Origin of the sequence: Microbacterium amylolyticum (genome assembly GCF_011046975.1) — a bacterium.
GTDB lineage: Bacteria > Actinomycetota > Actinomycetes > Actinomycetales > Microbacteriaceae > Microbacterium > Microbacterium amylolyticum.
On record NZ_CP049253.1, the window covers coordinates 1,220,590 to 1,245,359 of the forward strand.

Annotated in this window: 24 protein-coding genes and 1 pseudogene; 16 read left to right on the forward strand and 9 right to left on the reverse strand. The window is 64.2% G+C overall.

The genetic code is table 11. From position 1 onward, the window contains the following. Positions 1 to 5: 5 nt before the first annotated feature. Positions 6 to 203 carry a hypothetical protein gene (locus G6N81_RS05920; RefSeq protein ID WP_165134391.1) on the reverse strand — a complete coding sequence of 66 codons (198 nt, stop codon included), beginning with the start codon at positions 201 to 203 and terminating at the stop codon, positions 6 to 8. Beyond that, positions 196 to 3,921, reverse strand: coding sequence for an AAA family ATPase (locus tag G6N81_RS05925; protein WP_165134394.1), 3,726 nt, complete (start codon positions 3,919 to 3,921; stop codon positions 196 to 198). Before G6N81_RS05925 ends, G6N81_RS05920 begins: the two co-directional genes overlap by 8 nt. 155 nt (positions 3,922 to 4,076) lie before the next feature. Here G6N81_RS05925 and G6N81_RS05930 point away from each other — a divergent pair, with 155 nt between their 5' ends. Together G6N81_RS05930 and G6N81_RS05935 are read left to right on the forward strand one after the other, a co-directional pair. After that, a complete protein-coding gene (locus tag G6N81_RS05930) occupies positions 4,077 to 4,709 on the forward strand; it encodes a DNA-3-methyladenine glycosylase I (RefSeq protein WP_165134397.1) in 633 nt (210 codons plus the stop codon). Positions 4,710 to 4,727: 18 nt separating this feature from the next. Then, positions 4,728 to 5,627, forward strand: a complete 900-nt coding sequence (locus G6N81_RS05935) for a ribokinase (protein WP_165134400.1) — start codon at positions 4,728 to 4,730, stop codon at positions 5,625 to 5,627. A gap of 48 nt (positions 5,628 to 5,675) precedes the next feature. On the opposite strand, the gene G6N81_RS05940 is transcribed toward G6N81_RS05935, so the two are convergent. Next, on the reverse strand, positions 5,676 to 5,891 hold the full coding sequence (locus G6N81_RS05940; RefSeq protein WP_165134403.1) for an antitoxin VbhA family protein: 216 nt from the start codon (positions 5,889 to 5,891) through the stop codon (positions 5,676 to 5,678). Positions 5,892 to 6,172: 281 nt separating this feature from the next. Here G6N81_RS05940 and G6N81_RS05945 point away from each other — a divergent pair, with 281 nt between their 5' ends. Further along, the gene (locus tag G6N81_RS05945) at positions 6,173 to 7,393 is read left to right on the forward strand and encodes an IS110 family RNA-guided transposase (protein ID WP_165137817.1); all 1,221 of its coding nucleotides are present in this window, start codon (positions 6,173 to 6,175) and stop codon (positions 7,391 to 7,393) included. A 111-nt stretch (positions 7,394 to 7,504) separates the two neighbouring features. On the opposite strand, the gene G6N81_RS05950 is transcribed toward G6N81_RS05945, so the two are convergent. Next, positions 7,505 to 8,095, reverse strand: coding sequence for a hypothetical protein (locus tag G6N81_RS05950; RefSeq protein WP_165134406.1), 591 nt, complete (start codon positions 8,093 to 8,095; stop codon positions 7,505 to 7,507). 250 nt (positions 8,096 to 8,345) lie between these two features. On the opposite strand from G6N81_RS05950, the gene G6N81_RS05955 reads away from it, so the two are divergent. Beyond that, entirely contained in the window at positions 8,346 to 8,786 is a 441-nt protein-coding gene (locus G6N81_RS05955) for a hypothetical protein (protein ID WP_165134409.1), read from the forward strand. Between the two features lie 47 nt (positions 8,787 to 8,833). On the opposite strand, the gene G6N81_RS05960 is transcribed toward G6N81_RS05955, so the two are convergent. Further along, positions 8,834 to 9,910, reverse strand: coding sequence for a PLP-dependent cysteine synthase family protein (locus G6N81_RS05960; protein ID WP_165134412.1), 1,077 nt, complete (start codon positions 9,908 to 9,910; stop codon positions 8,834 to 8,836). Between the two features lie 81 nt (positions 9,911 to 9,991). Between G6N81_RS05960 and G6N81_RS05965 the strand changes: the two genes are divergently transcribed. From G6N81_RS05965 to G6N81_RS05980, 3 genes are all read left to right on the forward strand, one after another. After that, positions 9,992 to 10,450: a DUF6153 family protein gene (locus tag G6N81_RS05965; protein ID WP_241245088.1), complete on the forward strand. Its 459-nt coding sequence runs from the start codon at positions 9,992 to 9,994 to the stop codon at positions 10,448 to 10,450. A gap of 108 nt (positions 10,451 to 10,558) precedes the next feature. Then, on the forward strand, positions 10,559 to 11,149 hold the full coding sequence (locus G6N81_RS05970; RefSeq protein ID WP_165134415.1) for a DUF305 domain-containing protein: 591 nt from the start codon (positions 10,559 to 10,561) through the stop codon (positions 11,147 to 11,149). 1,170 nt (positions 11,150 to 12,319) lie between these two features. After that, a protein-coding gene (locus tag G6N81_RS05980; RefSeq protein WP_378731642.1) for an IS3 family transposase occupies positions 12,320 to 13,500 on the forward strand; the annotation gives its coding sequence in 2 pieces (ribosomal slippage) (positions 12,320 to 12,586 and positions 12,589 to 13,500; 1,179 coding nt in all). Positions 13,501 to 13,631: 131 nt separating this feature from the next. Here G6N81_RS05980 and G6N81_RS05985 read toward each other — a convergent pair. Genes G6N81_RS05985 through G6N81_RS05995 form a run of 3 tightly spaced genes read right to left on the reverse strand, consistent with a single transcriptional unit; the run spans position 13,632 to position 16,356 of the window. Continuing rightward, positions 13,632 to 14,900, reverse strand: coding sequence for an ABC transporter permease (locus tag G6N81_RS05985; protein WP_165134418.1), 1,269 nt, complete (start codon positions 14,898 to 14,900; stop codon positions 13,632 to 13,634). Continuing rightward, entirely contained in the window at positions 14,897 to 15,613 is a 717-nt protein-coding gene (locus G6N81_RS05990; RefSeq protein WP_165134421.1) for an ABC transporter ATP-binding protein, read from the reverse strand. The genes G6N81_RS05985 and G6N81_RS05990 overlap by 4 nt, the downstream gene beginning before the upstream one ends. 56 nt (positions 15,614 to 15,669) lie before the next feature. Then, positions 15,670 to 16,356 (reverse strand): GAP family protein, encoded by a 687-nt coding sequence (locus G6N81_RS05995; RefSeq protein WP_241245089.1) that lies wholly within the window; start codon positions 16,354 to 16,356, stop codon positions 15,670 to 15,672. Positions 16,357 to 16,491: 135 nt separating this feature from the next. Between G6N81_RS05995 and G6N81_RS06000 the strand changes: the two genes are divergently transcribed. The 4 genes and pseudogenes from G6N81_RS06000 (at position 16,492) to G6N81_RS06015 (ending at position 20,395) form a co-directional block, all read left to right on the forward strand. Further along, positions 16,492 to 17,076: a TetR/AcrR family transcriptional regulator gene (locus tag G6N81_RS06000; protein ID WP_165134424.1), complete on the forward strand. Its 585-nt coding sequence runs from the start codon at positions 16,492 to 16,494 to the stop codon at positions 17,074 to 17,076. Between the two features lie 295 nt (positions 17,077 to 17,371). Then, positions 17,372 to 18,197: pseudogene (locus G6N81_RS06005) on the forward strand (transposase). A gap of 478 nt (positions 18,198 to 18,675) precedes the next feature. After that, on the forward strand, positions 18,676 to 19,743 hold the full coding sequence (locus G6N81_RS06010; RefSeq protein WP_338144008.1) for a replication initiator: 1,068 nt from the start codon (positions 18,676 to 18,678) through the stop codon (positions 19,741 to 19,743). A 340-nt stretch (positions 19,744 to 20,083) separates the two neighbouring features. Then, positions 20,084 to 20,395 (forward strand): hypothetical protein, encoded by a 312-nt coding sequence (locus G6N81_RS06015; RefSeq protein WP_165134430.1) that lies wholly within the window; start codon positions 20,084 to 20,086, stop codon positions 20,393 to 20,395. A gap of 72 nt (positions 20,396 to 20,467) precedes the next feature. On the opposite strand, the gene G6N81_RS06020 is transcribed toward G6N81_RS06015, so the two are convergent. Next, the gene (locus tag G6N81_RS06020) at positions 20,468 to 21,202 is read right to left on the reverse strand and encodes a hypothetical protein (protein WP_206527912.1); all 735 of its coding nucleotides are present in this window, start codon (positions 21,200 to 21,202) and stop codon (positions 20,468 to 20,470) included. Positions 21,203 to 21,994: 792 nt separating this feature from the next. Between G6N81_RS06020 and G6N81_RS06025 the strand changes: the two genes are divergently transcribed. The 5 genes from G6N81_RS06025 to G6N81_RS06045 all read left to right on the forward strand — a co-directional run bounded on the left by G6N81_RS06025 (position 21,995) and on the right by G6N81_RS06045 (position 24,719). Further along, complete coding sequence (locus G6N81_RS06025; protein ID WP_165134436.1) at positions 21,995 to 22,417, forward strand: hypothetical protein; 423 nt, start codon at positions 21,995 to 21,997, stop codon at positions 22,415 to 22,417. Next, positions 22,414 to 22,644 (forward strand): hypothetical protein, encoded by a 231-nt coding sequence (locus tag G6N81_RS06030; protein ID WP_165134439.1) that lies wholly within the window; start codon positions 22,414 to 22,416, stop codon positions 22,642 to 22,644. Before G6N81_RS06025 ends, G6N81_RS06030 begins: the two co-directional genes overlap by 4 nt. A gap of 90 nt (positions 22,645 to 22,734) precedes the next feature. Next, positions 22,735 to 23,415 (forward strand): hypothetical protein, encoded by a 681-nt coding sequence (locus tag G6N81_RS06035; protein ID WP_165134442.1) that lies wholly within the window; start codon positions 22,735 to 22,737, stop codon positions 23,413 to 23,415. Beyond that, positions 23,402 to 23,908 (forward strand): hypothetical protein, encoded by a 507-nt coding sequence (locus tag G6N81_RS06040; protein WP_165134445.1) that lies wholly within the window; start codon positions 23,402 to 23,404, stop codon positions 23,906 to 23,908. Before G6N81_RS06035 ends, G6N81_RS06040 begins: the two co-directional genes overlap by 14 nt. Continuing rightward, positions 23,901 to 24,719 carry an FtsK/SpoIIIE domain-containing protein gene (locus tag G6N81_RS06045; RefSeq protein ID WP_165134448.1) on the forward strand — a complete coding sequence of 273 codons (819 nt, stop codon included), beginning with the start codon at positions 23,901 to 23,903 and terminating at the stop codon, positions 24,717 to 24,719. Before G6N81_RS06040 ends, G6N81_RS06045 begins: the two co-directional genes overlap by 8 nt. Positions 24,720 to 24,770 lie beyond the last annotated feature (51 nt).

Below are 24,770 nucleotides of genomic sequence, written 5' to 3' on the forward strand. Positions count from 1 at the left end.
CGTACTCAGCCGTAGTGAGGCGGCTTGTCCTGACGAAGGCGGGCATCGTTCGGTCCACGCGAACCGTCGTCCTTCAGCTCGGGGGAATCACCGCGCAGCGTTGCCTCCGCATCCGAGTCGCTCAGAGTGCCGTCAACCGGGGTGAGCCGCGCACGGCGTGAACCGTGCACCTTCTCGACCTTCTGCCGTTTGTCCTCAGACAAGAGGCTCAGTGTCGCTGTCGACACGAAAGGCGTCGTCGCGAATTCCAAGAATCGCGGCGATACGCTCGGCTACCGCGACGGGGTCGCTATAGAGATCGAAGGCGTGCACGCGCACATAGTGCCAGCCGAGCCGGCGGAGCACCTCGGGGCGCAGACGCAGTGATTCTCGCAGCGACTCTCCCCGAGATTCCGGATCGTTCTCGACAATCACCGCCTTGCCATTCGCCTGTGCGACAAGGGGCAACAGCCCGCGGTAGTCGATCTCGACGGCGACGCCCATGCGGCGCAGTTCGCGGGCAAGAACCCGCGTCAGCGGATCGGCGCGGTCTTCGCTTCGCGGTTCCTTTGTGCGCTCCTCATAGGAACGCAAAATGCCCATCAACAGCGCCGCGCCGTTGGAAAAACGGCCGTCGTCGATGTCGGGTGGGCGAACGCACGAAACGACAACCATCGACCGCCGTGCGCGCGTCATCCCGACGGTCAGCAGACGCTCGCCGTCGGGGCCGGAAAGATCACCCAACTCGCTGAGCACGCGTCCGTGGCGGGTTTTGCCGTATCCGAGGGAGAACACCACGCGATCGCGGCTCTCGGCCACCGATTCTTCGAGAGTCAGAACAGCCAGCGGTTCCGCGGTCTCCCGGGACACGAAGTCGGCCACATCGGAACGACCGGCGAAAGCAGCCGTGACCGCGGCGCGCACGCGATCGGCATGACGCCGGCTCGCGGTGACGACCATCAGCGATTCCTTCGGGCGGTTGACCGCGTGCTCGACAACGAGCGTCACAACGCGGGCGACCTCGGCATCGGGGCTTTCAACGGCCCCCGTTTCAGGATCGGGCGCGCCGCTGCCGTTGTCGACGAAGTCCACCGTGAGGCTGCCACGGCCGAGGTACGACCCTGCCCAGGGCAGCGACACAATTTCCCCGCCATAGAAGGCGTCGTTCACGAGGTGCGCGAGGTCTTCGCCTCCGGCGCGGTAGCTGCGGGTGAGCGTCTCGACGGGAAGCAGGTCGGAGAGCAACTCGAAAACACTGCGCTCATCGCTGGTGGGCGCGGGCTCATGCGTTCCGCGCGGCGCGGCCGCCGACACGTCGAAGGGCGTCGGACGCTGCGTCACGGGATCACCGAACGCAACGATCTGCTTCGCCCGGCGAATCGCGGGCGCGGCCTCGGCCAGGCTAATCGCAGCCGAGTCGACGAGCATCACCACGTCGAACCGTTCGTTATCCGGCAGCATCGGCACCTCGTACGGCGAGGAGATCCACACCGGAGCAAGGGTGCGCATGAGAACCGGCGCGTCTGCCTGGAGCTGCGTGGGAGTGACTTCTCCGCGTGTCAGAGCACGGCGCAGGCGATCGGACTCGTCGGGCTCGTCGACAATACCGATCTTCCACTGCGCGGCAAGCTGCCATGCCAGAAGCGGGCCCGCGGCGGAGGCGTGTGCCTCATCGACCAACCGGAAGTCTTTTTCGAGGCGGTCGATAACGCTCGTGTTGGCGCCGAGCAGCGACCGGTCCGTCTGCAGCAGGTGCTCCAGAGCCGACTGCCACCAGGTGAACTCCAGCTCTTCGCCGACGAGCGCCTCGTCAACGTGGCGCACGCTGAGCTCCGTGAGCAACGGCGACAGGCCGAGGTCGTCGAGCTTCGCGCGCAGTTCGGCACGCTCAACGATGTTCTCGAAGACATCGGACTCGGCAGCAAGACCGGCCAGGGTTCGAATGAGGCGCTCGACGGGCAGCGATGCCATGCGTGTGCCGCGACCCAGCGATCGGTCGAGCTGATCCAGCTCGGACTCCACCTTCTGCCATTCCACCTGCACATCGGCAAGGCCGAGCGGCACCTCGGGGGCGCTGACGCCCTCGACGAGCCGCTGCCACTGTGTGCGCTGGTGGTGAATTCGGGTGAGCGCCGCGTGCATATCCGTCACGTGCACACCGGGTCGCACAAGCTCACGGGAGAGACGCTTGAGGCGCCGACGCTGCGTTCCCGACATTCCCGCCGAGTCGCGGCGGGTGCCGAAAGCCTTGATCATGTCCGACAGCGGTCGTTCGAAGGCGATGGGCCGGAAGCGGTCAAGCGAATCGCGGATGCCGTGCAGAAGGCGAAGGTACTCGCCCAGCTCATCCAGGGTGCGGAACGGGCGCATACGCGTCTGCGAGATGAGCGCATAGCCGCGTTCCAGAAGCTCGGGGACGCTCGAACGGTGAAGCGTTCCGGCAAGCGCGTGCGCCGTGCGCGCCTCATCAGTGCTCTCGAAGCTCACGCCGTACCACGGCGAATCATCCGGGCCGACGCGGAACTCGCCCAGGCGCGCGGCCAGAGCAAGTGTTGCAGCCGCTTCCGAACGATCACCGGCGAGCTTTTCGAGCGCGCTCACACCGAGACGGGCCGTCGATGACGGCGGAACAGGAAGCGAAGCAAGGCGCGTGAGCTCACTCGTAACTTCCAAAACGGAGACTCCGAGACGATCACGCGTCGCGGTGAGCGCGTCGCGATAGTCGCGCAGAACTGTGCGCAGGCGCACGAGTGCGTCGTCGACCTCCGACACGTTCGACTGTGTCGCGCGCTCGTTGCGTCCGATCGCGCGGATCAGATCGGCGCGTAGCGCGCTGGGGCTCACGGCCAGGCTCTCGAGGTGGATGCCGCGCAGGCGGTGCGCGACGCCGTCGAGCGTTGAGCGCCGGGCGCTGACGACGAGAACGCGACGCCCCGCGCGAACGAGCTGTCCGACGGCGTTGATCACCGTCTGCGTGCCGCCCGTTCCGGGAAGCGTATGAATGGCGATCGATTCTCCGGCCGTGATCCGCGCCAGAACAGCTTCTTGTTCGGCATCGGCGTCGAGCAGGAGGGTATCGGACGCGGGGGCGCGATCATCGGGACTGGTCTGTGTTGCCGCACGGCGCGGCGCTTTGATCGCGCGCACCGCATCGTCATCGCCAGACAGGGCATCGAGAACGGGGTGGTCGAGGTTCGTCAGATCACGACGGACCGGCCCGGCAACATCCGCGAATGTCGACACGAGCAGGCGCGGCTTCACAGAAAATGAATCGACGTGCGCCGTGAGCGCACGCAGGCGATCGATCACCGGCTGCGGCTGAAACAGCCCGTCTTGGTACGCGAGCGAGGCGAGCGAAGCGCCGTCGAGCTCGATGCCGAATTGCTCGCGCATGGCCCGCACCAGCGCGGGGTTGACCGAGAAGTGGCCACGGAGCTTCAGCTCGAAGTCGGCGTGGTGACGGCGCAGGGCGAGCGGGCGCAGAAGAACAGGAGCCGTGAAGATCTCTTCGTCGAGCTGCCACGATGCCAGGCCAACGGCGAGACGAACAGCGTCGATTCCCCGCGCCGTCCGCAGTTCAACATTCTTCGCAGCGATGCGCTCCGCCGCCAGCCGCGACCCGCGCAGCGCGACCTCGTCGCGGAAGAGGTTGGACAGCAGGGTCGAACGGCCCGTGATGAACTGCGGCAGACTGCCGGGGTGGGCGGTCGTGATCTCGATGAACGAGCCGGAGGCCTCGCGGTAGTGCAGAAGAGTGGATGCGCCACCGAGCTCAGCGGCAGCGGCGCGCAGGCGATCGTGTGCGGAGCCGAAGGCATGCTCGGTGCCGACATCGGCCGACTGCAGTTCCGCAGAGCTCACGCCCTTCCCCGCCTCTGACTGAGCGGCTCCCGTGAGGGCCGCTGTTCCATTGATACGCCACACACGCGCAAGGCTACGCATCTCGTGTCGTGATTCCGGGCCGGATCGCCGTGGTAGGCGGGAAAAACCCGGCAGATTGCTACGTCAAGGCATTCACAGCACGCCATCCCCGCGCTCTCTCCCCGTTGCGCCCGCTGTCACCGTCACACGTCGGGGGTCCGCGCGAAGATGAAGACATGACCGATTCGACGACGCTGACCCCCGGTCTCGTGCGCGGACCCGACGGGCTCGTCCGCCCCGCCTGGGCCGAACAGAGCGACCTCCTGCGCAACTACTACGACCACGAATGGGGCCGCCCCGTTCGCGACGAAACGGGCGTTTTCGAGCGTCTCAGCCTCGAGGTTTTTCAGTCCGGGCTCTCATGGGCAACCGTTCTCAAAAAGCGACCGGCGTTCCGGGCGGCGTTCGCGGGCTTTGACCCCGATCGCGTTGCCGCATTCGATAACGCCGATGTGGAACGCCTTCTGGCGGACGCCGCCATCATCCGCAATCGCGCGAAGATCCTCGCCACAATCGACAACGCCAAAGCGACCGTCGCGCTGCGTGAAACGGGCGTCGATCTCGCCGCCTTCGTGTGGGCACAGAAGCCTGATGTCTCGCCCGTCCCTCTGACGGCCGCCGATGTGCCCACGACAACACACGAGTCGGTCGCTCTGGCGAAGGCGCTGAAGGCCGCCGGCTTCCGCTGGGTGGGCCCCACAACGATATTCGCTCTCATGGAGGCGATCGGTCTCGTCAACACCCATATCGTGGGCAGCCACAGACGGCCAGACACCGGCGAAGGTGGTGCCGCGAGCTCCCTGCCATGACGTGGAAAGATAACCTCCATGCATCTCGGCTCAGTGGCGGTTCTCGGCAGCGCCAACATGGATCTCGTCACACAGCAACCCCGTCTCCCCCTCCCCGGTGAGACGATCGCGGGTTCCACCTTCACGACCGGCCCGGGTGGCAAGGGCCTCAACCAAGCCGTAGCCGCCCGTCGCGCCGGAGTCGAGGTTACCTTCATCGGAGCCGTCGGATCAGACGGCTTCGGTAGCGAACTCCGTAGCTTCCTGGATCACGAAGGCGTCGGCACCGACACTCTTCGCACGATCGAAGGACCAACGGGCATCGCGATCGTGAGCGTCGTCGACGGCGGAGAGAACAGCATCGTCATCGTCGCCGGAGCGAACGGTGCTGACGATATCTCTGCGGCTGATGAGGCCGGAATCCGCTCGTCGAGCCTTCTCGTGGCACAGCTCGAGCGCCCCCTGACGCTGATCGAGAAGGCCTTCGCCCTGGCGAAGGATGGCGGCGCAACAACGGTGCTCACCCCTGCGCCCGTCGACGCCGATGCCGTGCGCCTGCTGCCGTTCACGGACATCCTCGTCCCCAACGAAACCGAAGCGATTGAGCTGTCGGGCGAGGGAGACGCCCAGTCAGCGGCACGCGCTCTCAGCCGCCAGGTGGGCATTGTTGTAACGACCCTTGGCGCCAAGGGTGCCATCGTCGCCACGGGCGGCGAGATCGTTGCCACCGTCGCCGCTCACCCCGCAGACGCCGTCGACACAACGGGCGCCGGAGATACCTTCGTCGGCGCGATGGTTGCGGCGCTCGCCCGCGGCGATGAGCTCAGTGCCGCTCTCGCCGCGGCGTCAGCGGCAGGCGCCATCGCCGTCACCCGGTTCGGTGCGGCCCCCGCCGCCCCCACGCGCGAGGAGATCGACGCTTTTCTCGCGGAGGCCTAACAAACTCCGTCTCTCCATCAGCTTGGATGAGAGCGATGCGCAGATCCCCTACCCGGCCGCAGACGTCATCGGCCCCTGGGCGCGCAAACGAATGCGCTGTAGGTACTCGTCGCGGGTAATCACACCACGTTTGAGATTAAGGAGATCTACAACGTCAGCGCGGTTGGGTTCCCAACCGGAGAGGTACTGCGATGCGAAAGCCTGACGGAACACGTCTCGGCGTGCTTCGTCGAGATCGACGAAGGGATCCGGCCATAGCGTCACCACATCATATCTGCCCACTGCGACCGCCCCGTTACTTTCTTCGTGACCCGTTCAGCGGCATGCTGGACGGTGACAGCCAGCCGGGCTCGGCATGACTACTGCCCCCCTGTCGAAACCATGATCTGGGGGGGGTGTTGCCACCGAGCCCGGTCGGGCAGTGCGTGATCGCTGATAGGGGCTGGACCCGAACCCCTGGTTCGAGGCCGACCGTAACGTGGATGCCGAGACACACTCCCCACCGCTGGCTGCCAAAACACCGCCAGCACGAACGGGAGGACAACGTGGTCACCCTCAATAACAACCCACCCGAGATCGAGGTGTTCATCGGCCTCGACGTCGGCAAAGGCGAACACCACGCCGTCGCCCTCGACCCAGGCGGCAAACACCTCCTCGACCGGGCCCTACCCAACGACGAGGGAAAACTCCGCGCCCTCCTCGCCGAACTCGGCAACCCGACACGGATCCTGCTCGTCGTCGACCAGCCCGCGACGATCGGCGCGCTTCCCGTCGCCGTCGCCCAGGCCGCCGGCACGCACGTCGCCTACCTCCCCGGCCTCGCGATGCGCCGCATCGCCGACCTCCACCCCGGAGAAGCGAAGACCGACGCGCGTGACGCGAGGATCATCGCCAACGCGGCCCGCACCATGCCCCACGCTCTCCGCTCGATCCAGATCGCCGACGAACAAGTCGCGGAACTGGCCATGCTCTGCGGATTCGACGAAGACCTCGCCGGACAGATCACCCAGTTCACAAACCGCATCCGCGGCCTCCTCACCCAGATCCACCCCGCGCTCGAGCGCGTCCTCGGACCGAGGCTGGATCACCCCGCGATCCTCGACGCCCTCGAGCACTACGCTTCCCCGGCAGGCTTCCGAGCAGCCGGAGAGAAGCGCATCGCGAACCGGCTCATCAAGCGCGCCCCGCGCAAGGGGCGAGTTTGGGCTGCGGAGATCATCGCTGCGCTCGACGCGCAGACCGTGACCGTTACCGGCACGAACGCCGCCACGCTCGTCCTCCCGAAGCTCGACGCACAACTCACCGCGTTCCGGGATCAGCGCGACGAGGTCGCGGCCGAGGTCGAGCGCCTCGTTGAAATTCACCCTCTTTCTCCGGTCCTGACGAGCATGCCGGGAGTCGGCGTCAGGACCGCGGCGAGGCTCCTCACCGAGGTCACCACGAAACACTTCCCAACCGCAGGACACCTCGCTTCCTACGCCGGCCTCGCCCCGGTCACGCGGCGCTCCGGTTCGTCAATCCGGGGCGAGCACCCCTCCAGACGCGGAAACAAGATCCTGAAACGGACCATGTTCCTCTCCGCCTTCGCCGCGCTCAGAGACCCGGTTTCACGCGGTTACTACGACCGCAAGATCGCGCAGGGCAAGCGCCACAACCAGGCCCTCATCGCTCTCGCACGCCGTCGCTCGGATGTCCTGTTCGCGATGCTCCGCGACGGGACTATCTACCAAGCTCCCGCGTGGTCAGATCAAGCCCTCACGGCTTGACAAACCACATAGGGGCCCCTGTGAAGAAGTCAATCACGCAGACCGCATTCACACGGGACAAGACAGATGTCGGAGCTCTCGGACGTTGCGAGGAAGTGACCTAGCCTAAGGTCAAATCGTGAAATTGTCGGTGAGCGTAGGAATGGTGCACCATCCACCCCAGGCCAGCGTGACGGTCCCAGAGAACGAAGCCGAGTGCCACCCCAGAGACCCCGCCCCAACGTACCGAGAGCCCGAGTCGTAGTTGGAGCTCCACATCACGGAACTGTCGCCCCATCCGATGCCAAGGGACGTCCCGACAGCGAGGTTTCGGTAAGCCACAACACCATTGCTGGAGCTGAATCCATATGAGACATACATTCGACCACGGATGCCGTTATTGAATCCGTAGATCCAGGCTGATCCACATCTGTACGTCTGCACTGCTTGCGTAGTCACTCCGTCCTCACCAAGAGTCGGACAGTAACCATGCTCCTGGGCGTACTCGAGAACATTGCCGGTGAACTCATCGCATGCGAGCACTGCCTCGACAGAGACCGCCCCCTCAGGGATGTCGTTCGTGCCCTCGGCGACCACAAAGGCCGATGACGGTGCTGCTTCATCTGACTCAACGGCGAACGCTGCAGGCGGCCCCAACAGCATCCCGCAAATAGCTGAAAACGTCGCAACAATAACGAGTGAAGTTCTGGCCTTCTTGATCATGGTCTCCCACCATTCTGCGGACCTCGCCCACCTCGGGATCAGAATGATGCAATAGATGGTTGAACACAAGTACCAAATGTGAATTCCCGGTTGCCCATTCTCATCGCATCGCTACAGTAGATCCATGGCCATACGGAGGGCATCTTTCCCCAGAGCCCGCGGGCTCGCTGGTGCCCTGTGGGTTCTGCAGAGCGGCGGGTACGTGACGAGAGCCGGAATGCTCGAGGATGGGCCAACGAGCGAGGGGGGCATGTCTCAAGAGCTTGAATCACAAGCGCTCCTTTGGGCCAGCAGACTCGGCGCTTCGCAGGCAACCGGACTCGTGTGTCTCGATATCGATGCGCCCGAACTGGCGGATCTGCCAACCCTGCGAACGTATCTCTCCGACCGCTGGCGTGAGGTGAGCTCATGGCTCGACTCGGTCTTCCCTGAGGATGAGGGCAGGGAATCTCTTCCCCTCCTGATGGAGAACCTTCGTTCGCTGAAGCGACAGAGAGGTTACAACGCGCCATCCGAGACGTTCCTCGTCATACCGACACGAGAGATGCGAGGTTTCCGAATCGGGCCTACGGACTTCGTTCTCACTCGGGATCTCGTGAACACGCGAGATGCGTTCAGCAAGTGGGCCAAGCGTCGACACCACATGACAGAGGAGTCGATCTCATCTGTCCTCAGCCGAGCGGCCCGGTAACCCCCCACACGCGACGAGATCGACGCTTTTCTCGCGTCACACTAGCCTCACACGTCCTCGCGCCAGGCTCCGGTGTCGAGGAACTCATCAATGCGGGCCCGGTACGGCGCCATATCCATGCCGTGCCGGGCAACCCACTCATCGCTGTAGTACGTCTCGGCGTATCGCGCCCCGCCATCACAGATGAGCGTGACGATCGACCCCGTCTGCCCCGCGGCGCGCATCCGGGCAATGAGCCGGAAGGCTCCCGCGAGGTTCGTGCCGGTGGAGCCGCCCGCCCAGTGCATTGTGCGCTCGCGCAGCACGCGAATTGCGGCGAGTGACTCCGCATCGGGGATGCGCATCATGTCGTCGACGATCGTGGGAATGAACGACGCTTCCATCCGGGGTCGGCCGATGCCCTCGATGCGGCTGCCGAGTCCCGTTTCGTAGCCCGTGTCGCCCGTGCGCCACGCCTCGTAGAACGCGGAGCCTTCAGGATCGACAACGGCCAGCTGCGTGTCGTGGCGGTGGTAGCGCACATACCGTCCGAACGTGGCACTCGTGCCACCGGTTCCGGCGCCGACAACGATCCACGCGGGAACGGGGAACCTCTCATGGCGGAGCTGCTGGAACACGCTGTCAGCGATGTTGTTGTTTCCGCGCCAGTCGGTCGCGCGCTCCGCGTACGTGAACTGGTCAAGGTAGTGCCCGTCGCACTCGTGCGCGAGACGCTGTGCCTCCGCGTACACCTCCAGCGGTTCGTCAACGTAGTGGCACCGGCCACCCGCGAACTCGATCAGCTCGATTTTCTCGCGGCTCGTCGATCGCGGAACAACCGTGACGAATTCCAAACCCAGCATGCGCGCGAAATACGCCTCGCTGACGGCCGTCGAGCCGCTGGAGGCCTCCACGAGAACGGTGTCGGGGCCGATGTTCCCTCCGACAAGCCCGTACAGAAACAGAGACCGGGCAAGACGATGCTTCAGCGACCCCGTCGGATGAACCGACTCGTCCTTCAAATACAGGTCGATCCCCCAGTCGACAGGAAGGGGAAAGACATGCAGGTGGGTGTCGGCGCTGCGATTGGCGTCGGCCTCGAGAAGCCGGACCGCATTGCTCACCCAGCTGCGTCGTGTGCTCATGGATTCGAGCGTAGCTGTGCCCGATTCACCGGACCTTGAGACGGCGCGCCGCGCGACGGTCGGCACCGTACACTTGTCGTCATGAGTTCCCTGCCGGCGACAGCATCCGAGACGGGCCTTCGTCGCCTCTCTCGGCGCCTGTTGCTGGGCGGCGTCCTCGCGGCCGCCGTGATTCTCGGGGTGCTCGCGATGCACACGCTGAACCTGCATGGCACACCAGCAGCTCACGCGTCCGGCGCCGTATCGATCCAGGCTCTCTCTGCTGACGGGACGCATCACGGAGCGTCAGCCACGCATGACTCGCACGGAACAAGCGAGGAGACGCACGGAGCGTGCACGCACTGCGTATCGGGTGAGCATCTGAGCATGGCGATGGCGTGCCTCCTCGCACTCCTGCTCGGTCTGCTCTTCGTGGTCCCCCCGCGGCTTCTGCCCGGACGCCGGCACACACCGATCTGGCCGGCGCTCCGTATCGGCGCCGTTCCACGCCTGTTATCCCGGGCTCCGTCGTTGCACGTTCTCTGCATCAGTCGCACGTGAGGGGCTGCTGAACCGCCGCACCCCCGTGGTCTCGCGGTTCCCCTCGTTCACGCGGCGCCGTTCATGGCGCACGCGTCCCACAAGCGACCCTGATACTGGAGAATTCTCATGACATTTCGTCCCGCGGTAACCGCCGCAATCGCCCTCTCCGCTGCCCTCGTTCTGGCCGGATGCTCGGCAGGTCCCGACAACAACACGGTGGCGAGTCACGCTCCCGATTCACACAATGATGCGGTCGTCATCAACGACGCGGACGTCGAGTTCGCCTCGATGATGATCGTGCACCACGAGCAGGCCATCGAGATGAGCGACATCATCCTGGCGAAGGACGATGCCGACCCGCAGGTGCGGGGCCTGGCAGAAGCCATCAAGGCTGCTCAGGGCCCCGAGATCGAGCTCATGCAGTCGTGGCTCGACGACTGGGGCGTTTCACCCGACGAGCACCAGATGCATGACATGGATCATGGCGACGGGATGATGAGCGAAGACGACCTGGCGGCCCTCGATGCCGCTGGCGGCGCCGACGCATCGTCGCTGTTCCTCGAGCAGATGATCATCCACCACGAGGGAGCCGTCGTGATGGCGCAGACGCAGATCGATCACGGCAGCTCTCCGGATGCTGTCGAGCTCGCGCGGACGATCATCGATGCGCAGACCACGGAGATCGCAGAGATGGAAGAACTTCTGGCCGCTCGCTAGACGTTCTGCGTGGTGGGTGTCGGTGCCGCATCGTGTCGGCGCCCACCACGCTGTCCTCGACCGAATGTACCCCAGAACCACTTCCATGGCTGAGATCTTTTGAACTGTCCCTGATTCGCGGCCGCCACTATGTGGTGCCTGCGCCAGGTGGGCTGGTGTTTCGAGGTCCGCGCACCACGCGGCTTCGTACTCGTCGGGCGGGACGTAGCCGAGGCGGAACGCCGCCGAGAGAATCGCCGTGTCTTGAGCTCGAGCGCCCGAGCGCTGATTGGACCGGTCAGCATCACTTGTCAGCGTCCTCAGCTGCGCGCCCGCATCGATCGCGGCCGGCGGAGTCCAGCCGCGCAACGTGCCGGCATACACACCTGTCTACTGCCCGATCTGCACCACCGACTGATACATCGACAGCTCGGAATCGTCCTTCCTGGCCTCGCCAGGCAAGCCATATCGCTCGCTCACGAAGCTTCGGCTGGTACCGCCTCAGTAGTCGCAGAGCCGCCAGCATCCTCACGGGACGACCCCTGGCACCACATTAGGCTGCCCGCGCGAGGACGCACTCCCCGCTGCGAGGCAGCTCGCGCACATCTAGTGTCACGCACGGCGAGAGGTGCTCGTTGCCGCGTGCCGACGTAGATTGAGTTGATGATGGAGTTCATCCGGTACCAGAGTGTCGTCCCGAACAGGCATGGAAACTGGCCTGGGGTTTTTGCGCTCGCAAATGGGCTGGCAGCAGATGGGGCTCTCTCTGCTCAAGACTTCGGGTGGCTAAGGGCAACTAATGCACTCGCGAACGAACTGTACGCCGATCCGACAACAGTTGAGCCCGAGTGTTACGACCGAGACAAGAATCCCGGGGCGCGATCGTGGTTTAAGTCATCAGCAAAAGAGCTCATCACGATGACGCGACAATACTTGAAGCTACTTGACCGCCATGAAATAGGCTGGGTTGAACTCAGGACGACTGCGCCCGGTCGGGTCACCTACGAAGACGCGGTTCAGGTTGTCGCTGTACCCCACACACATGCTGCACACTGGCCGTTCGCCCGCACACGACCCATCACGCACGAAGCTGCGGCCGGGGACAGGACACAAACACCCCCCGGGCGTGAGGAATGGATCGGTGACAACTGATCGTTAGCGTCGGGAGGCGCTGACGGGGAGGATGTCATCATGCCCGGTCCCTATCCCAGAGAGTTCCGCGAGGACGTTGTCGCGGTCGCTCGCAACCGTGAGAGCGGCGTCACCATCAAGCAGATCGCAACCGATTTCGGGATCAGCGAAGCGACGTTGCAGAACGGGCTCCGCCAGGCCGACGTCGAAGAAGGCAGTCGGCCTGGTCAGACTGCGGCGGATGCTGCGGAAGCGCGGGAGCTGAAGAAGCGGATTCGCCTACTCGAGCAGGAGAACGAGGTGCTCCGGAGGGCTGCGGCGTATCTGTCGCAGGCGAATCTGAAACTCGGTGGCTCCCCAAAATGACGTACCCGCTCGTATCTGAGCTCGCCGAGTACGGCATCCCCGTCACGGTGTCGTGCCGGGTCCTCAAGCTCGCCCGCCAGCCCTACTACCGGTGGCGCAACGACCCTGTCCGGGACGCGGACGTGCTCCGCGCGTATCGGATCAACGTCCTGCACGACGCTCACCACGACGATCCGACGTTCGGATACCGATACCTCGCCGACGAGGCCCGCCGTGCGGGTTGGCGGATGAGCCGACGGACCGCATGGAAGTTGTGTTCTCAGGCGGGGATTCTCTCGTCTGCGCAGCGCCGCCGACGCGGGAAGGGCAAGAAGGCTGGCCCGCCGGTGTTCGATGATCACGTGAAGCGCGTGTTCCGCGCTGACGCGCCGAACCGGGTGTGGCTGACCGACATCACCGAGCACCGCACCACCACCGAGGGCAAGCTCTACTGCTGCGCGATCAAGGACGTGTTCTCGAACCGGATCGTCGGCTACTCGATCTCGGATCGGATGACCGCGAAGCTCGCCGTTGACGCGCTCCGCAACGCCGTCGCCCGCCGTGGTGAGGTCGCTGGCTGCATCCTGCATGCCGACAGGGGCAGTCAGTTTCGCAGCCGAGCCATGGCCCGCGAGCTGCGCCGTCACGACATGGTCGGGTCCATGGGTCGCGTTGGCGCCGCCGGAGACAACGCCGCGATGGAGTCGTTCTGGTCGTTGCTGCAGACGAACGTGCTCAACCAGCAGCGGTGGGCAACGCGGCAGGAACTTCGACTGGCCATCGTCGTCTGGATCGAGCGGAAATACCACCGGCAACGAGCACAGGACACCCTCGGCGGGTTGACGCCCATCGAGTTCGAAGCCAAGCTAACCGAGCCGCTCACACTCGCGGCCTAAACCGAACCTGTCACCAGTTCGTTCCTCACGCCCTTGGCTGGTTTCTGCCGATTCCAGTCTACGGCGGCTTTAGGCGACGACCTCGCGTTTCTGCTCGCGTCGCCTCCTCCCGTGTGATGTGCCCCGTTGGATCATGTGTCGCTGCGTAGCGCATGCATTGGTTCGAGTCGCGCAGCGCGGAGCGCTGGCAGTACTGCGGCAAGGAGTGCTGCGAGCATCACGCCGACGATGATAAGCACTACGTTCAGTGGCTCGAACTCGAACAGGGTCAGGCCTGGGAGGTCGAGGCCTGCGGCTTCCAGAGCGACGGGGCCGAGCAGGGCTCCGGCGGTGATAGCGAGGGCGGCGGCGATGATGCCACCGATGACGCTGAGGAAGACAGATTCGAGGGCGATTGAGGAGAACACGGTGCGGCGGGGCATTCCGAGGGCACGGAACATGCCGATCTGTCGGGTGCGTTCCTGCACGGACATGAGCAGGGTGTTGATGATGCCGAACATTGCGGCGGCAATCGCGACGGCGGCCAGAACGTTGAGCAACATCAGTACCGCGCTCACGATGGAGCGGTAGTCGCCGATAATGTACTCCGCGGTCGAAACAGCAAAGCCCTCGTCTTCCAGGACGGTCATGACCGCGTCGACGTCGTCGCTGGTGACCAGCGCGGTCGGATACCACTGCGCTTGTCCTGGCTCGGCACCGATCGCGGAGAGCTCTTGGAGGTCGTCGTTGAACGCCTCGTTACCGAACGGCAGGTTGCCTCCGATCAGGGAGCGAACCTGGACACCGACGACGGTGGCGTCGAGATCTCGGGTCTGCCCGTCCTGGCCGAGCACCCCGACTTGCACTGTGGAGCCGATCGCATCGTCGGGAGTAGAGAAGCCGAGTGGTCCGACGGCGTAGGTGGGGATGATGATCTGGGTTTGGTCGGTGTCGTCGGTGAGCTGGTCGCCTGCGGCGAGGTTCATCTCTTTGCCGGGCCAGTATCCGTTGTAGATGAACCGGTAGCGCTGCCCCTCATCATGGGAGTAGTAGAGCGGGGTGACTTGGCTGGTGGCGGTGAGCTGGTCGCCGGGACCGAGTTGGTCTTCGATTCGGGAGATGTCGTCCTCGCTCATGATGCCCTGGCCGATGTCGGTGCCGGCTGAGGCCATGTCCTCGTCATACTCCTCCATCTGCTCATTGAGGAACGAGGTCGGATTCGTAGCGGTCACCTGCACGGTGTTGGTCGCGCCGACCGCGCGGGTTTGGGAATCGATGTAGGCGTTGACGCCAGTGTCCAGACCGCTGGTGATGGTGAACGTGAACGCGCCGATCATGATCGCGACGATCGTCAGGCAGGCGCGCAGCGGGCGGCGGAAGGTGTTCGTTGCGGTGGTGCGCAGCAGGTCAGTGAACTTCACAGGGCGGCCCCTTCCGTGGTGGTGTGCAAGGCGTCGTCGTGGAGGAGCTGTCCGTCGCTGATCGTGATCCGTCTGGCGCACCGGTCGGCGAGGTCGCGGCTGTGGGTGACGAGGATCAGCGTGATCCCGTCCTGCTCGTTCAGCTCGAACAGGAACTTCGTTACGGCTTCTCCGTTCTCGGTGTCCAGAGCGCCGGTAGGTTCATCGGCGAACAGTACGCGCGGGCGTCCCGCGAGGGCGCGGGCGATCGCGATTCGCTGCCGCTGCCCGCCCGAGAGCCGGCCGGCGCGCTCGTCGATGCGTTCTTGCATGCCCAGCCGCTTGAGCGCCTCATGCACTCTCTCGCGTCGCTGGGTGCGGGGCACGCCGGCGATGGTCATCGGCAGGGCGACGTTCTCGAGCACAGTTGCGCGCTCGTCCAGGTAGAACTGCTGGAACACGAACCCGAACTCCCGGTTGCGCAGCGCGTCGGTCTGCGAGGTTGACATCTCGCTCAGCGCGGCGCCGTCGTAGCGGACCTCGCCCGCGTCGGGCCGGTCGAGTGCTCCCAGGATGTGCAGCAGTGTGGACTTTCCCGACCCGCTCTCACCGGCGATAGCGAGCGAGTCACCCTCCGCGATCTGCACGGTCACGCCCTGCAACGCTTCAAACCGAGTCTGCCCCGAACCGAAGACGCGCCTAACGTCGTGGGCCTCCAAGAGATAGTCAGTCATCGTACTCCTTCTCATGTTCATAGTTCTCGTGATGAGCGGGGCGGGCTGCATGAGTCTCAGCCGCCGATCCACCCCAGGTCGTAGACGGCTCGCAGGGCGAGGATCGCGCCGACGATGCCGATGATCCACGCGGTCGTGGACTGCGCGTTCTTCGTGAGCCAACGGTCGAGCCTCGTCAACGGACTTTCGAGGGCGTCACGGGCGACGATGCGCCCGAACATCAGCACCAAGGCGGGCATGATCATCACCAGGCAGTACCCCGCCAGTAGGGCGGCGTCGCCGGGCAGACCGGGCCCTTCGGCGGTAATGATCCCGATGGCCGCGAGATACGGGAGCATCGTCGCGACCTCAGCGAGCACCGCGGTGATTGCGAGCGCCATGAGCGTCGCCATCGACCCGGTCGTGGCGACACCGTCGCCCATCGCTTTTGCGCGCCATCGCGAGATGCGCCCCTCCCCGTTCGCCGCGCGTTCGGCGGCCCGAGCCTTCGCGCCCTTGCTGTCCATGAGAAAGCTCACGCCGAATAGAGCGGCACCGATCACGAACTGTCCGATCAGGAACGGTTCGGTGCCCTGCACATGATCGAACGTGTCGAGCAGAGTAGACGCTCCCAGCAGCAGCGCGACACCGATCAGGAAATACGCGAGCACGACCGCGATCAGGAAGGCCAGCACCCGGCCCACGCGCACCCCGCCAGGTGTCATGAGCAGCCAGACCGGAATCAGCAGCGTCCCGAAGCTCATCGAGTCCACCAGAGCGAGCACGACCAGGGTGCCCAAATTCGTCGTATCCAGCGGGAGCCTCCTCCACCAAACCATTAGCACAGTCGTGCTTCTATTAACATGGCCACTCTAGCACGACCGTGTTAGAGTGCAAGCATGTCACGCACGATGGACCGGGATGCGCGCAAGGCCCAGCTGGCCGAAGCGGTATGGCAGGTGATCCTCGACCAAGGCATCTCCGCGGTCTCCGTCCGTACCGTTGCCGAGCGCGCCGGCGTCGTCGTCGGCTCGCTCAGACACGTCTTCCCGACGCGCTCGGAACTCGTGCGCTTCTCCGCCGAGCTCATGGTGGAGCGCGCCACTGAGAGGCTCCTTGCCACGACACCTCACGATGATCCGCGCGAGTATGTGTTCGCCATCGTCCAGCACGTGCTTCCGCTAGAGGTCGACAGCCGGGCAGAGCTCGAAGTCAACCTCGCGCTGTTCGCCGAGCGCGCCGCGGTGCCCGAACTGGTGGAAGTGCGAGACGACGCGCACCGGCAGCTCGCAGGACTCAGCGTGCGTCTGGTCGAGATGCTCACCGGAGAGAGGGACACGCCAGCCACGACACGACAAGCTCGTCGGCTGCACGCGCTAGTTGACGGGCTCGCGTTCCACCTCATCCACCAGTCACCAGAGGACGACTGCGCCTGGGCGCTCGACATCATCCGCGACGAGATCGCGACAATCTCCGACACCTGAGTCGCAGGACGTGTGCGCCAGTGGCGAAACTTCACCATCAGGCCGACGGCTGCACCCTGTTTGCCATCTAGTTGTTAGATCTAGAAGTCCGCAGGATGTGTTCGCCGTTGGCATTCACTCCGGAGTGTCTCTCGGTGTGACTGCATGGCTCTTGCGAATCGCTAAGGAGGTTCGGACCCTTGAGTGCCAGCCGACCGTTTGGCGTTCTCGCAAGATTAAAGGGCAGGGGCGTGAGGAATGGATCGGTGACAACTGATCGTTAGCGTCGGGAGGCGGTGACGGGGAGGATCTCATCATGCCCGGTCCATACCCCAGAGAGTTCCGCGAGGACGTTGTCGCGGTCGCTCGCAGCCGTGAGAGCGGCGTCACCATCAACCAGATCGCCACTGACTTCGGCATCAGCGAAGCGACGTTGCAAAACTGGCTCCACCAGGCCGACGTCGAAGAAGGCAGTCGGCCTGGCCAGACTGCGGCGGATGCTGCGGAAGCGCGGGAGCTGAAGAAGCGGATTCGCCTACTCGAGCAGGAGAACGAGGTGCTCCGGAAGGCTGCGGCGTATCTGTCGCAGGCGAATCTGAAACTCGGTGGCTCCCCAAAATGACGTACCCGCTCGTATCTGAGCTCGCCGAGTACGGCATCCCCGTCACGGTGTCGTGCCGGGTCCTCAAGCTCGCCCGCCAGCCCTACTACCGGTGGCGCAACGACCCTGTCCGGGACGCGGACGTGCTCCGCGCGCACCGGATCAACGTCCTGCACGACGCTCACCACGACGATCCGACGTTCGGATACCGATACCTCGCCGACGAGGCCCGCCGTGCGGGTTGGCGGATGAGCTGACGGACGGCATGGAAGTTGTGTTCTCAGGCGGGGATTCTCTCGTCTGCGCAGCGCCGCCGTGGTGAGGTCGCTGGCTGCATCCTGCATGCCGACAGGGGCAGTCAGTGCTGCAGACGAACGTGCTCAACCAGCAGCGGTGGGCAACGCGGCAGGAACTTCGACTGGCCATCGTCGTCTGGATCGAGCGGAAATACCACCGGCAACGAGCACAGGACACCCTCGGTGGGTTGACGCCCATCGAGTTCGAAGCCAAGCTAACCGAGCCGCTCACACTCGCGGCCTAAACCGAAACTGTCACCAGTTCGTTCCTCACGCCCTCATCCTCGACCCAGACAAGGCCAGCGACGCCCACACGTGGTCCGCGGCCCACGCCGCCACAACGCAAAAGTCCGAAGCCCCAACACCATCCATTTGGCTGCATATTGGAACTTCGGACATTATGTGCCCCTGACTGGACTCGAACCAGCGACACACGGTTTAGGAAACCATCCAGTGCAGTAATCGATGCGTTGGACGCCGCCCCGATCGCATTCAGCGACAGCTCGGCAGCTCCGAATCGTGCGAACCAGTTCGAGCGGTTTCGCGCACTCCACCGACCCCACACCGACCCGGCTCCAAAGACAGGAGCGCTGCTCATGACGAGCTGCGCCTCCGGTTTCGGAGACCGCAGTGGATATCAAAGGGGACGCCCGCGAAATAATCGCGGAGGTTCTGAGGCGTTCTGCCTGCGCCCGCCCATACGAGGTTGAGCGGGGGGTTTACGTGCGCTGCCAGTCGCGCCGTTCTGCCGCCTGCCCTTCCTGCGCCGCTCAATATCGCGGTGATTGGCAGCGCCTTGCCCGCTCTGGCATGTACGACGCCGATGGTCGGCCCGTCGAAGGTTACCGTTACTTCTTCATCACGCTCTCGGCGCCGTCGTTCGGTGCCGTCCATCGAGTGCCGAAGCCCTGGGACAAGGTACGCCGTCGGTGCGCATGCGGCGCAGCGCACTCCCCCGAGGATGTCGAGCTACGAGGACTCCCCGTCAACATCGATGCCTACGATTACAACGGACAGGTGCGATGGCACGGCGGACTGTCGCGCCTGTGGTCGTCCTCGGTCGATGCCATGCGCCGCCAGGAGCCGTCGCTCGAATACTTCGTCGTTCGCGAGGTGCAGGCCCGGATGGCTCTGCACGCGCATGCGATCGTCCGCGTCCCTGCCGGGTCACCGTCGTCTGCTGCGAGTCTCGGTGCAGCTGCCCGACGAGCCGAGGCCGCTCATCCGGCAACCGGCGAGATGATGGCGTGGGGCCAGAAGGGCGTTCAGGACCGCGAGATCACCGCCCGCCGCCGCCACGAGGTCGATCTTCCGGTCAACATGTCGACTGCAGCCACACGCGTCATCTCCTACGTCTCGAAGGCCCTGAACTACAGCTTGAAGGACATCACACCTGGCCAGGACGTGGCGGGAAGCGATCCGTCACCGGACCGCCTGGCGTTCGTAGAACGATTGCGCGCTGCCGCTCGGCTTCACGTGCGATGCAAGGACTGCCCGGACGAAGGCCCCGTCAACTGCATCAGGGCGGCGCACCGCAACCTCGGGTACGGCGGTCACACCGTCACGATGAGTCGCCCGACTGAGAATCGCACGGGGTGGTCGTTCTCGCAGCTCACACGAAAGCAGATACGTGAGGAGCGGATGGCCTGGGCAGCGGCGAATTACCCTGTGGCTGACGACGACACCAACGGCGAAGATCAGGCCTGGTGGGCGAGATTCGCGAACGATCTACGGGCTGAACGCGCCCGAGACGCCTGGGAAGCGAAAGAGCACGCACAAGCCGCTCCATGACGACCGCCCTACCAGCCAGCCTCATTGACGACGATGGGGCCATTCGTCATGTCCTACACCCGCGCAGGCGCCCGGTTGACGGCAAAGCGGCCAGAAACTGACGCCACCCGCCCTCGCACATCCCTTCCGAGGACTGGGGACGGGCGGCGCGGACCGGGCGAAGCCCGCATGCCGCGACGCACGGCCACAGGCCGAGGGCCCGCGAAGCGGGCCCCTTGTTCATGGAAGGGGAATTTCCGCGGAGCGTGGTTTAGGGCGAGGTTCACTGTGCGAGCAGACATCGGCGTGTAACCGCCCGGAAAGCTGTCCCTCGTCGTCACCGATCGTGTAGAAATGTTCCGTGAGCGAGGTACCGATGTTCAAACCTTCACCGGGCATCCCGGAGATGATCCACTGCTCGCACTCGCGCCCGTTCGAGGAACGCACGATCGGAGCGCATCATGGTCCCGGACCCCACGCGTGCGACAAGGATCAGCACGACGACATGTGCCCGTGGTGGTCAGCGTACGGCGACGAATGGCGCGCTCAGGAGGCCACTGCAGTCGAAGCCCGTGACGACGACGCCAACAGATTCGATCCCCAAAGAATGGCTGACCTCATCAACGAGAACGACTCCGCGACTTTAACCGTCAAGGAGTTGGCGGATAGATGATCCTCGATCGATTCGCGTGTCCATTCCGGATCATGCGCCGACGTAACGGCGAGGTTCCTTCTCTGACATCCTTCAGATCTCGACTCGCTCCCAGCGGCAAGCTATCGCCACGTTCGCTTCTTCTGTGGGCTCGACCAATAGCAGTTGAGCACCAAGCTCGGAGTCGTATCTATACCCAGCCCGCTGAAGGAGCTTGATCCACCGAGCCATGTCGCTACGCACGCTTTTGCGTGGATGGCCGTGGGCGTCGAGCTTGGACCGATGCCCGGCGCTCGACACACTGAGGTCAATTACCCCGAAGCTATTCTTGGGCCCACCCACCACGATGTCGGGTCGGACTAATTTGGGCGGTGCGCCGCGCCCCTCTTTCGGGGGTTCCGCCAGGAGCTGAGGCTGACCCCAGATCCATGTCCACTTTTCCTCCTTCGCGAAGTACCCGATCTCACGTCCAACCGCTGTGGCCGTAGGCGCAAGTCGATCGAACACCCAACGCCGGTCCGGCTCCGTCAGCTGGGACAGATCGGCAACAGCGCCGCTCCAGTATGGTCCCGCAATATCGACCGTCAGGTTCGCACGCTCGAAAACGTTTCGATACGGAACGGACTCGGGAATCTCTTGAGGCTCGTCCCGACAATGCTCGGGGTATGGCGCTAGATCCTCGGCGAACTTCGCTTCGAGTGTCCCCTGGAGCCAATGCGCGTTTCGTCTGGCATCCTCCGCGAACTCTGCCTCGGATTTCTCGTAGGTAGCTTGGCCCCACCCGTCGCCCGGTCTCGCGCGAAACCTCACCGGCTTCGTGAATCTCATCGTCGCGGCTCGATCCACGAGCGTTCCAAGTAGCTGTTCCTTCGACATCATGACGGCCTGGATCGACCCGACTTAGGTGGCCAATGGAGCACTACAGGGCCACCGCTAATCGGGAAGCGGGAGCCGATCCATGCTCCCGGGTCCGGGTGCGAATCAACCTGGAACGACGCAAGTCCAAAATGGATTTTGCCGCCAGGGGCGATTCGCCACGCACCAACCGCCCACTGAGCGACTGTCGCGACGAGCGTCTGTCCGACGTAGCGATCAGGGTCCGCGATCCGCCACCATTGCCTTGCCGCTTCACGCTTGCGACCCTCCGACCACGACTCATCCCAGCCGATCCAACGATCGTCAACCTCCGAGAAACGGCTCCGACCGAGCCGTACGATCCACGCGGGCTCCGCCGGCGGCGCTGGTGCGTCGCGGAGTTGGGCAACATCAGCCGCTTGGTACCTCACCGTCCGCCCCACCTGGTCGCCAGCAATTACTCCCGTCGCCCTGAGCGTCGCAAGGGTTGTCCCGGCGATCCCTCCGAGCTCCTGGCATGCCTCTGCGGCAGTTAAGTCCTGCATAGGCTCATTGTCTCACAGTTCCTGAGAATTTCCCGTGTGCCCCATTTGCCAGCTTGACTCTCTCCGTGCCAGTCGGGATGCTAGTCACGGATCGACCCCGATGGTCACGGGTCGACTCGGGCAGTCCCGGGTCCACCTAGGTGATCACTCTAACAGACAGTTTGTCTCACAAGACATCTATCCGGGATTGCCCGGCTACGAACAGAAGGAATGCAGAAATATGGCGAACCAAGTACACCTGCCCGTGAATGCAGAGAAGATCACAATCGTTGGCGGTGCAACCTCACGCCCCGCCGCCAAGTTCGTGGACGGCGTGGCAACGGGCGAGGTGGTCACACGCGCTGGTCGCGCGGTCCACCGACTCCGTGGTGCAACTGCCTTCCTCGATGGGTCTGCGTTGGAGGGCATGACAATCGAAACGGCCACAGACTTCGGGGAGACGGATATCCCCGCTGGCTCAGTCCTCGTCGGCGACGGTACAGCTGAGCTCACGGTGCGCGCTGACGCTCGACCGGGCTTTAACGGCGGTGCTCCGCGTGGAGAGATCGCGGGAAAGCTCTGGGTCGAAAACCTGCGCCCGGCGGGAGCGATCGCGGACCTGGTGAGCCAGGCCGCCCGCCGCCAGGCGAAGGAGGCATCGTGATCCACGAAGAGGAGTTTCGCGAACGGCGAAATGCGCTCATCAACGTTCGATACGCGCTCGATGAGCACACCGATGTCGATGACCTCGGGAGTGAGAATCGCGCGTTCAACGAAGCGATGCACGAAGTGATCCTTCATTTGGATGGCGCGATCGCGGTGCTGAACCATGCATCAAACGTGCTCTTCCCTCAGCCACACGGAAAACAGGGCTCGCGTAAGGGCGCTTAGAGCCCCCCACGAAGAAGGAGGGGCGGCTGATACCCGCCCCCCTCCTTCGAACCTCCACCTTGATTCCCACACGATCGGAGCAGTTCAATTATGTTGTCTTCAGTTCGCTGGCCAGACGTCCGCCAGTTGATCTACCTCCTTCCTTTGGACCGTCTCGCGGTGCTCGTGGGATGCCTATTCTTGTCGTCAATCGTCGGCGTGCGGTTCTTCTCCGTGATCTTCGGAATCGCAGCGTTCGCGGCCGCTGCGCTCGTAGTGATTTGGGCCTGGCGGCGTGGTTCGACCTGGTTGAAGCTCGCCGTCCTTGTTGGTAACGGAACGCCCGGCTCGCTGCTCAGCATCAGTGCGAAGGTTCTCGAAACCTGGCCCACCCTGGTCGAGTCATGCGGATGGATGCCCCGCGACGCACTCGGGTTGCGGGTTCCATACGTCGTTCGTGCCGCGGAACGGGCAACGGGCAACGGTTCCCCGTCCGGCCCCCGCATCATCCGCCTTGAGCCCCATCCGGCGGGCTGGGGCGCGACCGTCCGGCTCACGCCCACGTGCGGTACCACTCAAATAGAAAAGGCTAAGGAGACGATCGCGGACGTCTGGGGAGCGGATCGCGTGGAAGTCAGCCGAGCCCGTCCTGGAGAAGCAATGATCGTCGCGCACATCCGAGATCCCCTCGCAGGTGTGCAGCGCGCGTTCACAGATGTACCCGACGCCGCTGCACAGGTCACCGCCGATGACTTCCTGGGAAAGGGTGGTGGGAGCAATGGCCACAGATGATCTGCGCGTCGAAGGTGTTGAGTACGGCGATGGAGCGCGCGGTGACTCGACGACTACCCATCCGGCCACGCCGCCAATTGCGGATTCGATCGGCGTCGCGTCCTTCGACACTGAGACTGACGACACCGTCGTGGTCATTGTTGTCGATGGGCAGGAACTGCACCTCCGAGTTGAAGACGCACGAGCGCTCCGAACGTTGCTGACCCGGGCATTGCACGACATCCCTCATGACCACCATGACCGCCGGGCAACTCACGAGCGCAAGCATCGGCAGGTCCACAAGGTTAATGGCGGGCCTGTCGACGTTGGTATTCAGCATGTCGGAGGCGCAGTCTCTATTCGACTCGCTTCGGGCCTGGAGGACACGCGGAAAGTGGTTGTCCTCGAAGGTCCGCAGACGCGCTTAACAATGCTCAGCCACGAGGCCTGGACCCTCGCAGATGCGTTGACGTGCTTCGCACATGCTGTGGAAATCGACGTCACTCATGATTGACTTCGGCACCGCAGAAGACGGCACGCGGGTCGCTTATCACCCTGCCAGCCTGCATACCGTCCTCGCCGGAAGGACGAGGAGCGGCAAGTCGGTCGCGGCCTACAGAATGCTAAGTGACGCTGTTCAAATCCCATGGGTTCGGCTCTGCGGCATCGATCCGACTGGTGTACTGCTTGGTCCAGCTTCGGAGGGGAAAGACAGTGACTTCGCTCTCGGGACGAGCCCGGAAAAGATCGCACACGCCGTGGAAGTACTTCAGTCGGTCGAAAGGCTCATGGACTCGCGCATTGCGCGGCTCATGCGCCTCGGCATCGATCAGCTTCCGCCGCATGTCTACGAAGACCCTCGCGTCGGCGCAGTGGTCTGCGTGCTTGAGGAGTATGCCGGCCTCGTCACCGCTGCCGGCAAGAAACAGGCCGATGAGATCCGTCGAGTTGTCGGCAGGCTGCTCCGCGAAGGGAGCAAGGCCGCGATCCACGTGATGACGATACTTCAGCGCCCGGAAGCCGCCGTGCTTCACGACCGCGCGCAGTACGCCCGCGCGATCGTGATGGCGGTCGAGAACGCCGACAGCGTAAAGATGCTGCTCCCGAACGCGACGCCCGAGCAGACCAAGCAGCTAATCGAGGCCCACCCAGGCCGCGGCTTCCTCGCCGAGGCCGGAGTACCGCTTCGGTTCTTTCGCAGTGATTACGTCACCTATCCCCAGTACGCCACCATCGTCCGCGAAGCGTCGGCACGCAAGCACCCCCTTCTATGGCAAGGGGCCGGGGCCCCGCGGCAGCCCGATTCGGAGGATCCCACATCATGAATTCGACGACCATATCGCCGACGGGAGCCCCTGTGCTTCTCAACGAGCACG

Excerpts from the sequence above, each read along its gene's own strand:
- G6N81_RS05925 (WP_165134394.1), bottom strand. The coding sequence starts at position 3,921 with ATGCGTAGCCTTGCGCGTGTGTGGCGTATCAATGGAACAGCGGCCCTC.
- G6N81_RS05930 (WP_165134397.1), top strand. The coding sequence starts at position 4,077 with ATGACCGATTCGACGACGCTGACCCCCGGTCTCGTGCGCGGACCCGAC.
- G6N81_RS05935 (WP_165134400.1), top strand. The coding sequence starts at position 4,728 with ATGCATCTCGGCTCAGTGGCGGTTCTCGGCAGCGCCAACATGGATCTC.
- G6N81_RS05950 (WP_165134406.1), bottom strand. The coding sequence starts at position 8,095 with ATGATCAAGAAGGCCAGAACTTCACTCGTTATTGTTGCGACGTTTTCA.
- G6N81_RS05955 (WP_165134409.1), top strand. The coding sequence starts at position 8,346 with ATGTCTCAAGAGCTTGAATCACAAGCGCTCCTTTGGGCCAGCAGACTC.
- G6N81_RS05960 (WP_165134412.1), bottom strand. The coding sequence starts at position 9,910 with ATGAGCACACGACGCAGCTGGGTGAGCAATGCGGTCCGGCTTCTCGAG.
- G6N81_RS05965 (WP_241245088.1), top strand. The coding sequence starts at position 9,992 with ATGAGTTCCCTGCCGGCGACAGCATCCGAGACGGGCCTTCGTCGCCTC.
- G6N81_RS05970 (WP_165134415.1), top strand. The coding sequence starts at position 10,559 with ATGACATTTCGTCCCGCGGTAACCGCCGCAATCGCCCTCTCCGCTGCC.
- G6N81_RS05990 (WP_165134421.1), bottom strand. The coding sequence starts at position 15,613 with ATGACTGACTATCTCTTGGAGGCCCACGACGTTAGGCGCGTCTTCGGT.
- G6N81_RS05995 (WP_241245089.1), bottom strand. The coding sequence starts at position 16,356 with ATGAGCTTCGGGACGCTGCTGATTCCGGTCTGGCTGCTCATGACACCT.
- G6N81_RS06000 (WP_165134424.1), top strand. The coding sequence starts at position 16,492 with ATGTCACGCACGATGGACCGGGATGCGCGCAAGGCCCAGCTGGCCGAA.
- G6N81_RS06020 (WP_206527912.1), bottom strand. The coding sequence starts at position 21,202 with ATGAGATTCACGAAGCCGGTGAGGTTTCGCGCGAGACCGGGCGACGGG.
- G6N81_RS06025 (WP_165134436.1), top strand. The coding sequence starts at position 21,995 with ATGGCGAACCAAGTACACCTGCCCGTGAATGCAGAGAAGATCACAATC.
- G6N81_RS06035 (WP_165134442.1), top strand. The coding sequence starts at position 22,735 with ATGTTGTCTTCAGTTCGCTGGCCAGACGTCCGCCAGTTGATCTACCTC.
- G6N81_RS06040 (WP_165134445.1), top strand. The coding sequence starts at position 23,402 with ATGGCCACAGATGATCTGCGCGTCGAAGGTGTTGAGTACGGCGATGGA.
- G6N81_RS06045 (WP_165134448.1), top strand. The coding sequence starts at position 23,901 with ATGATTGACTTCGGCACCGCAGAAGACGGCACGCGGGTCGCTTATCAC.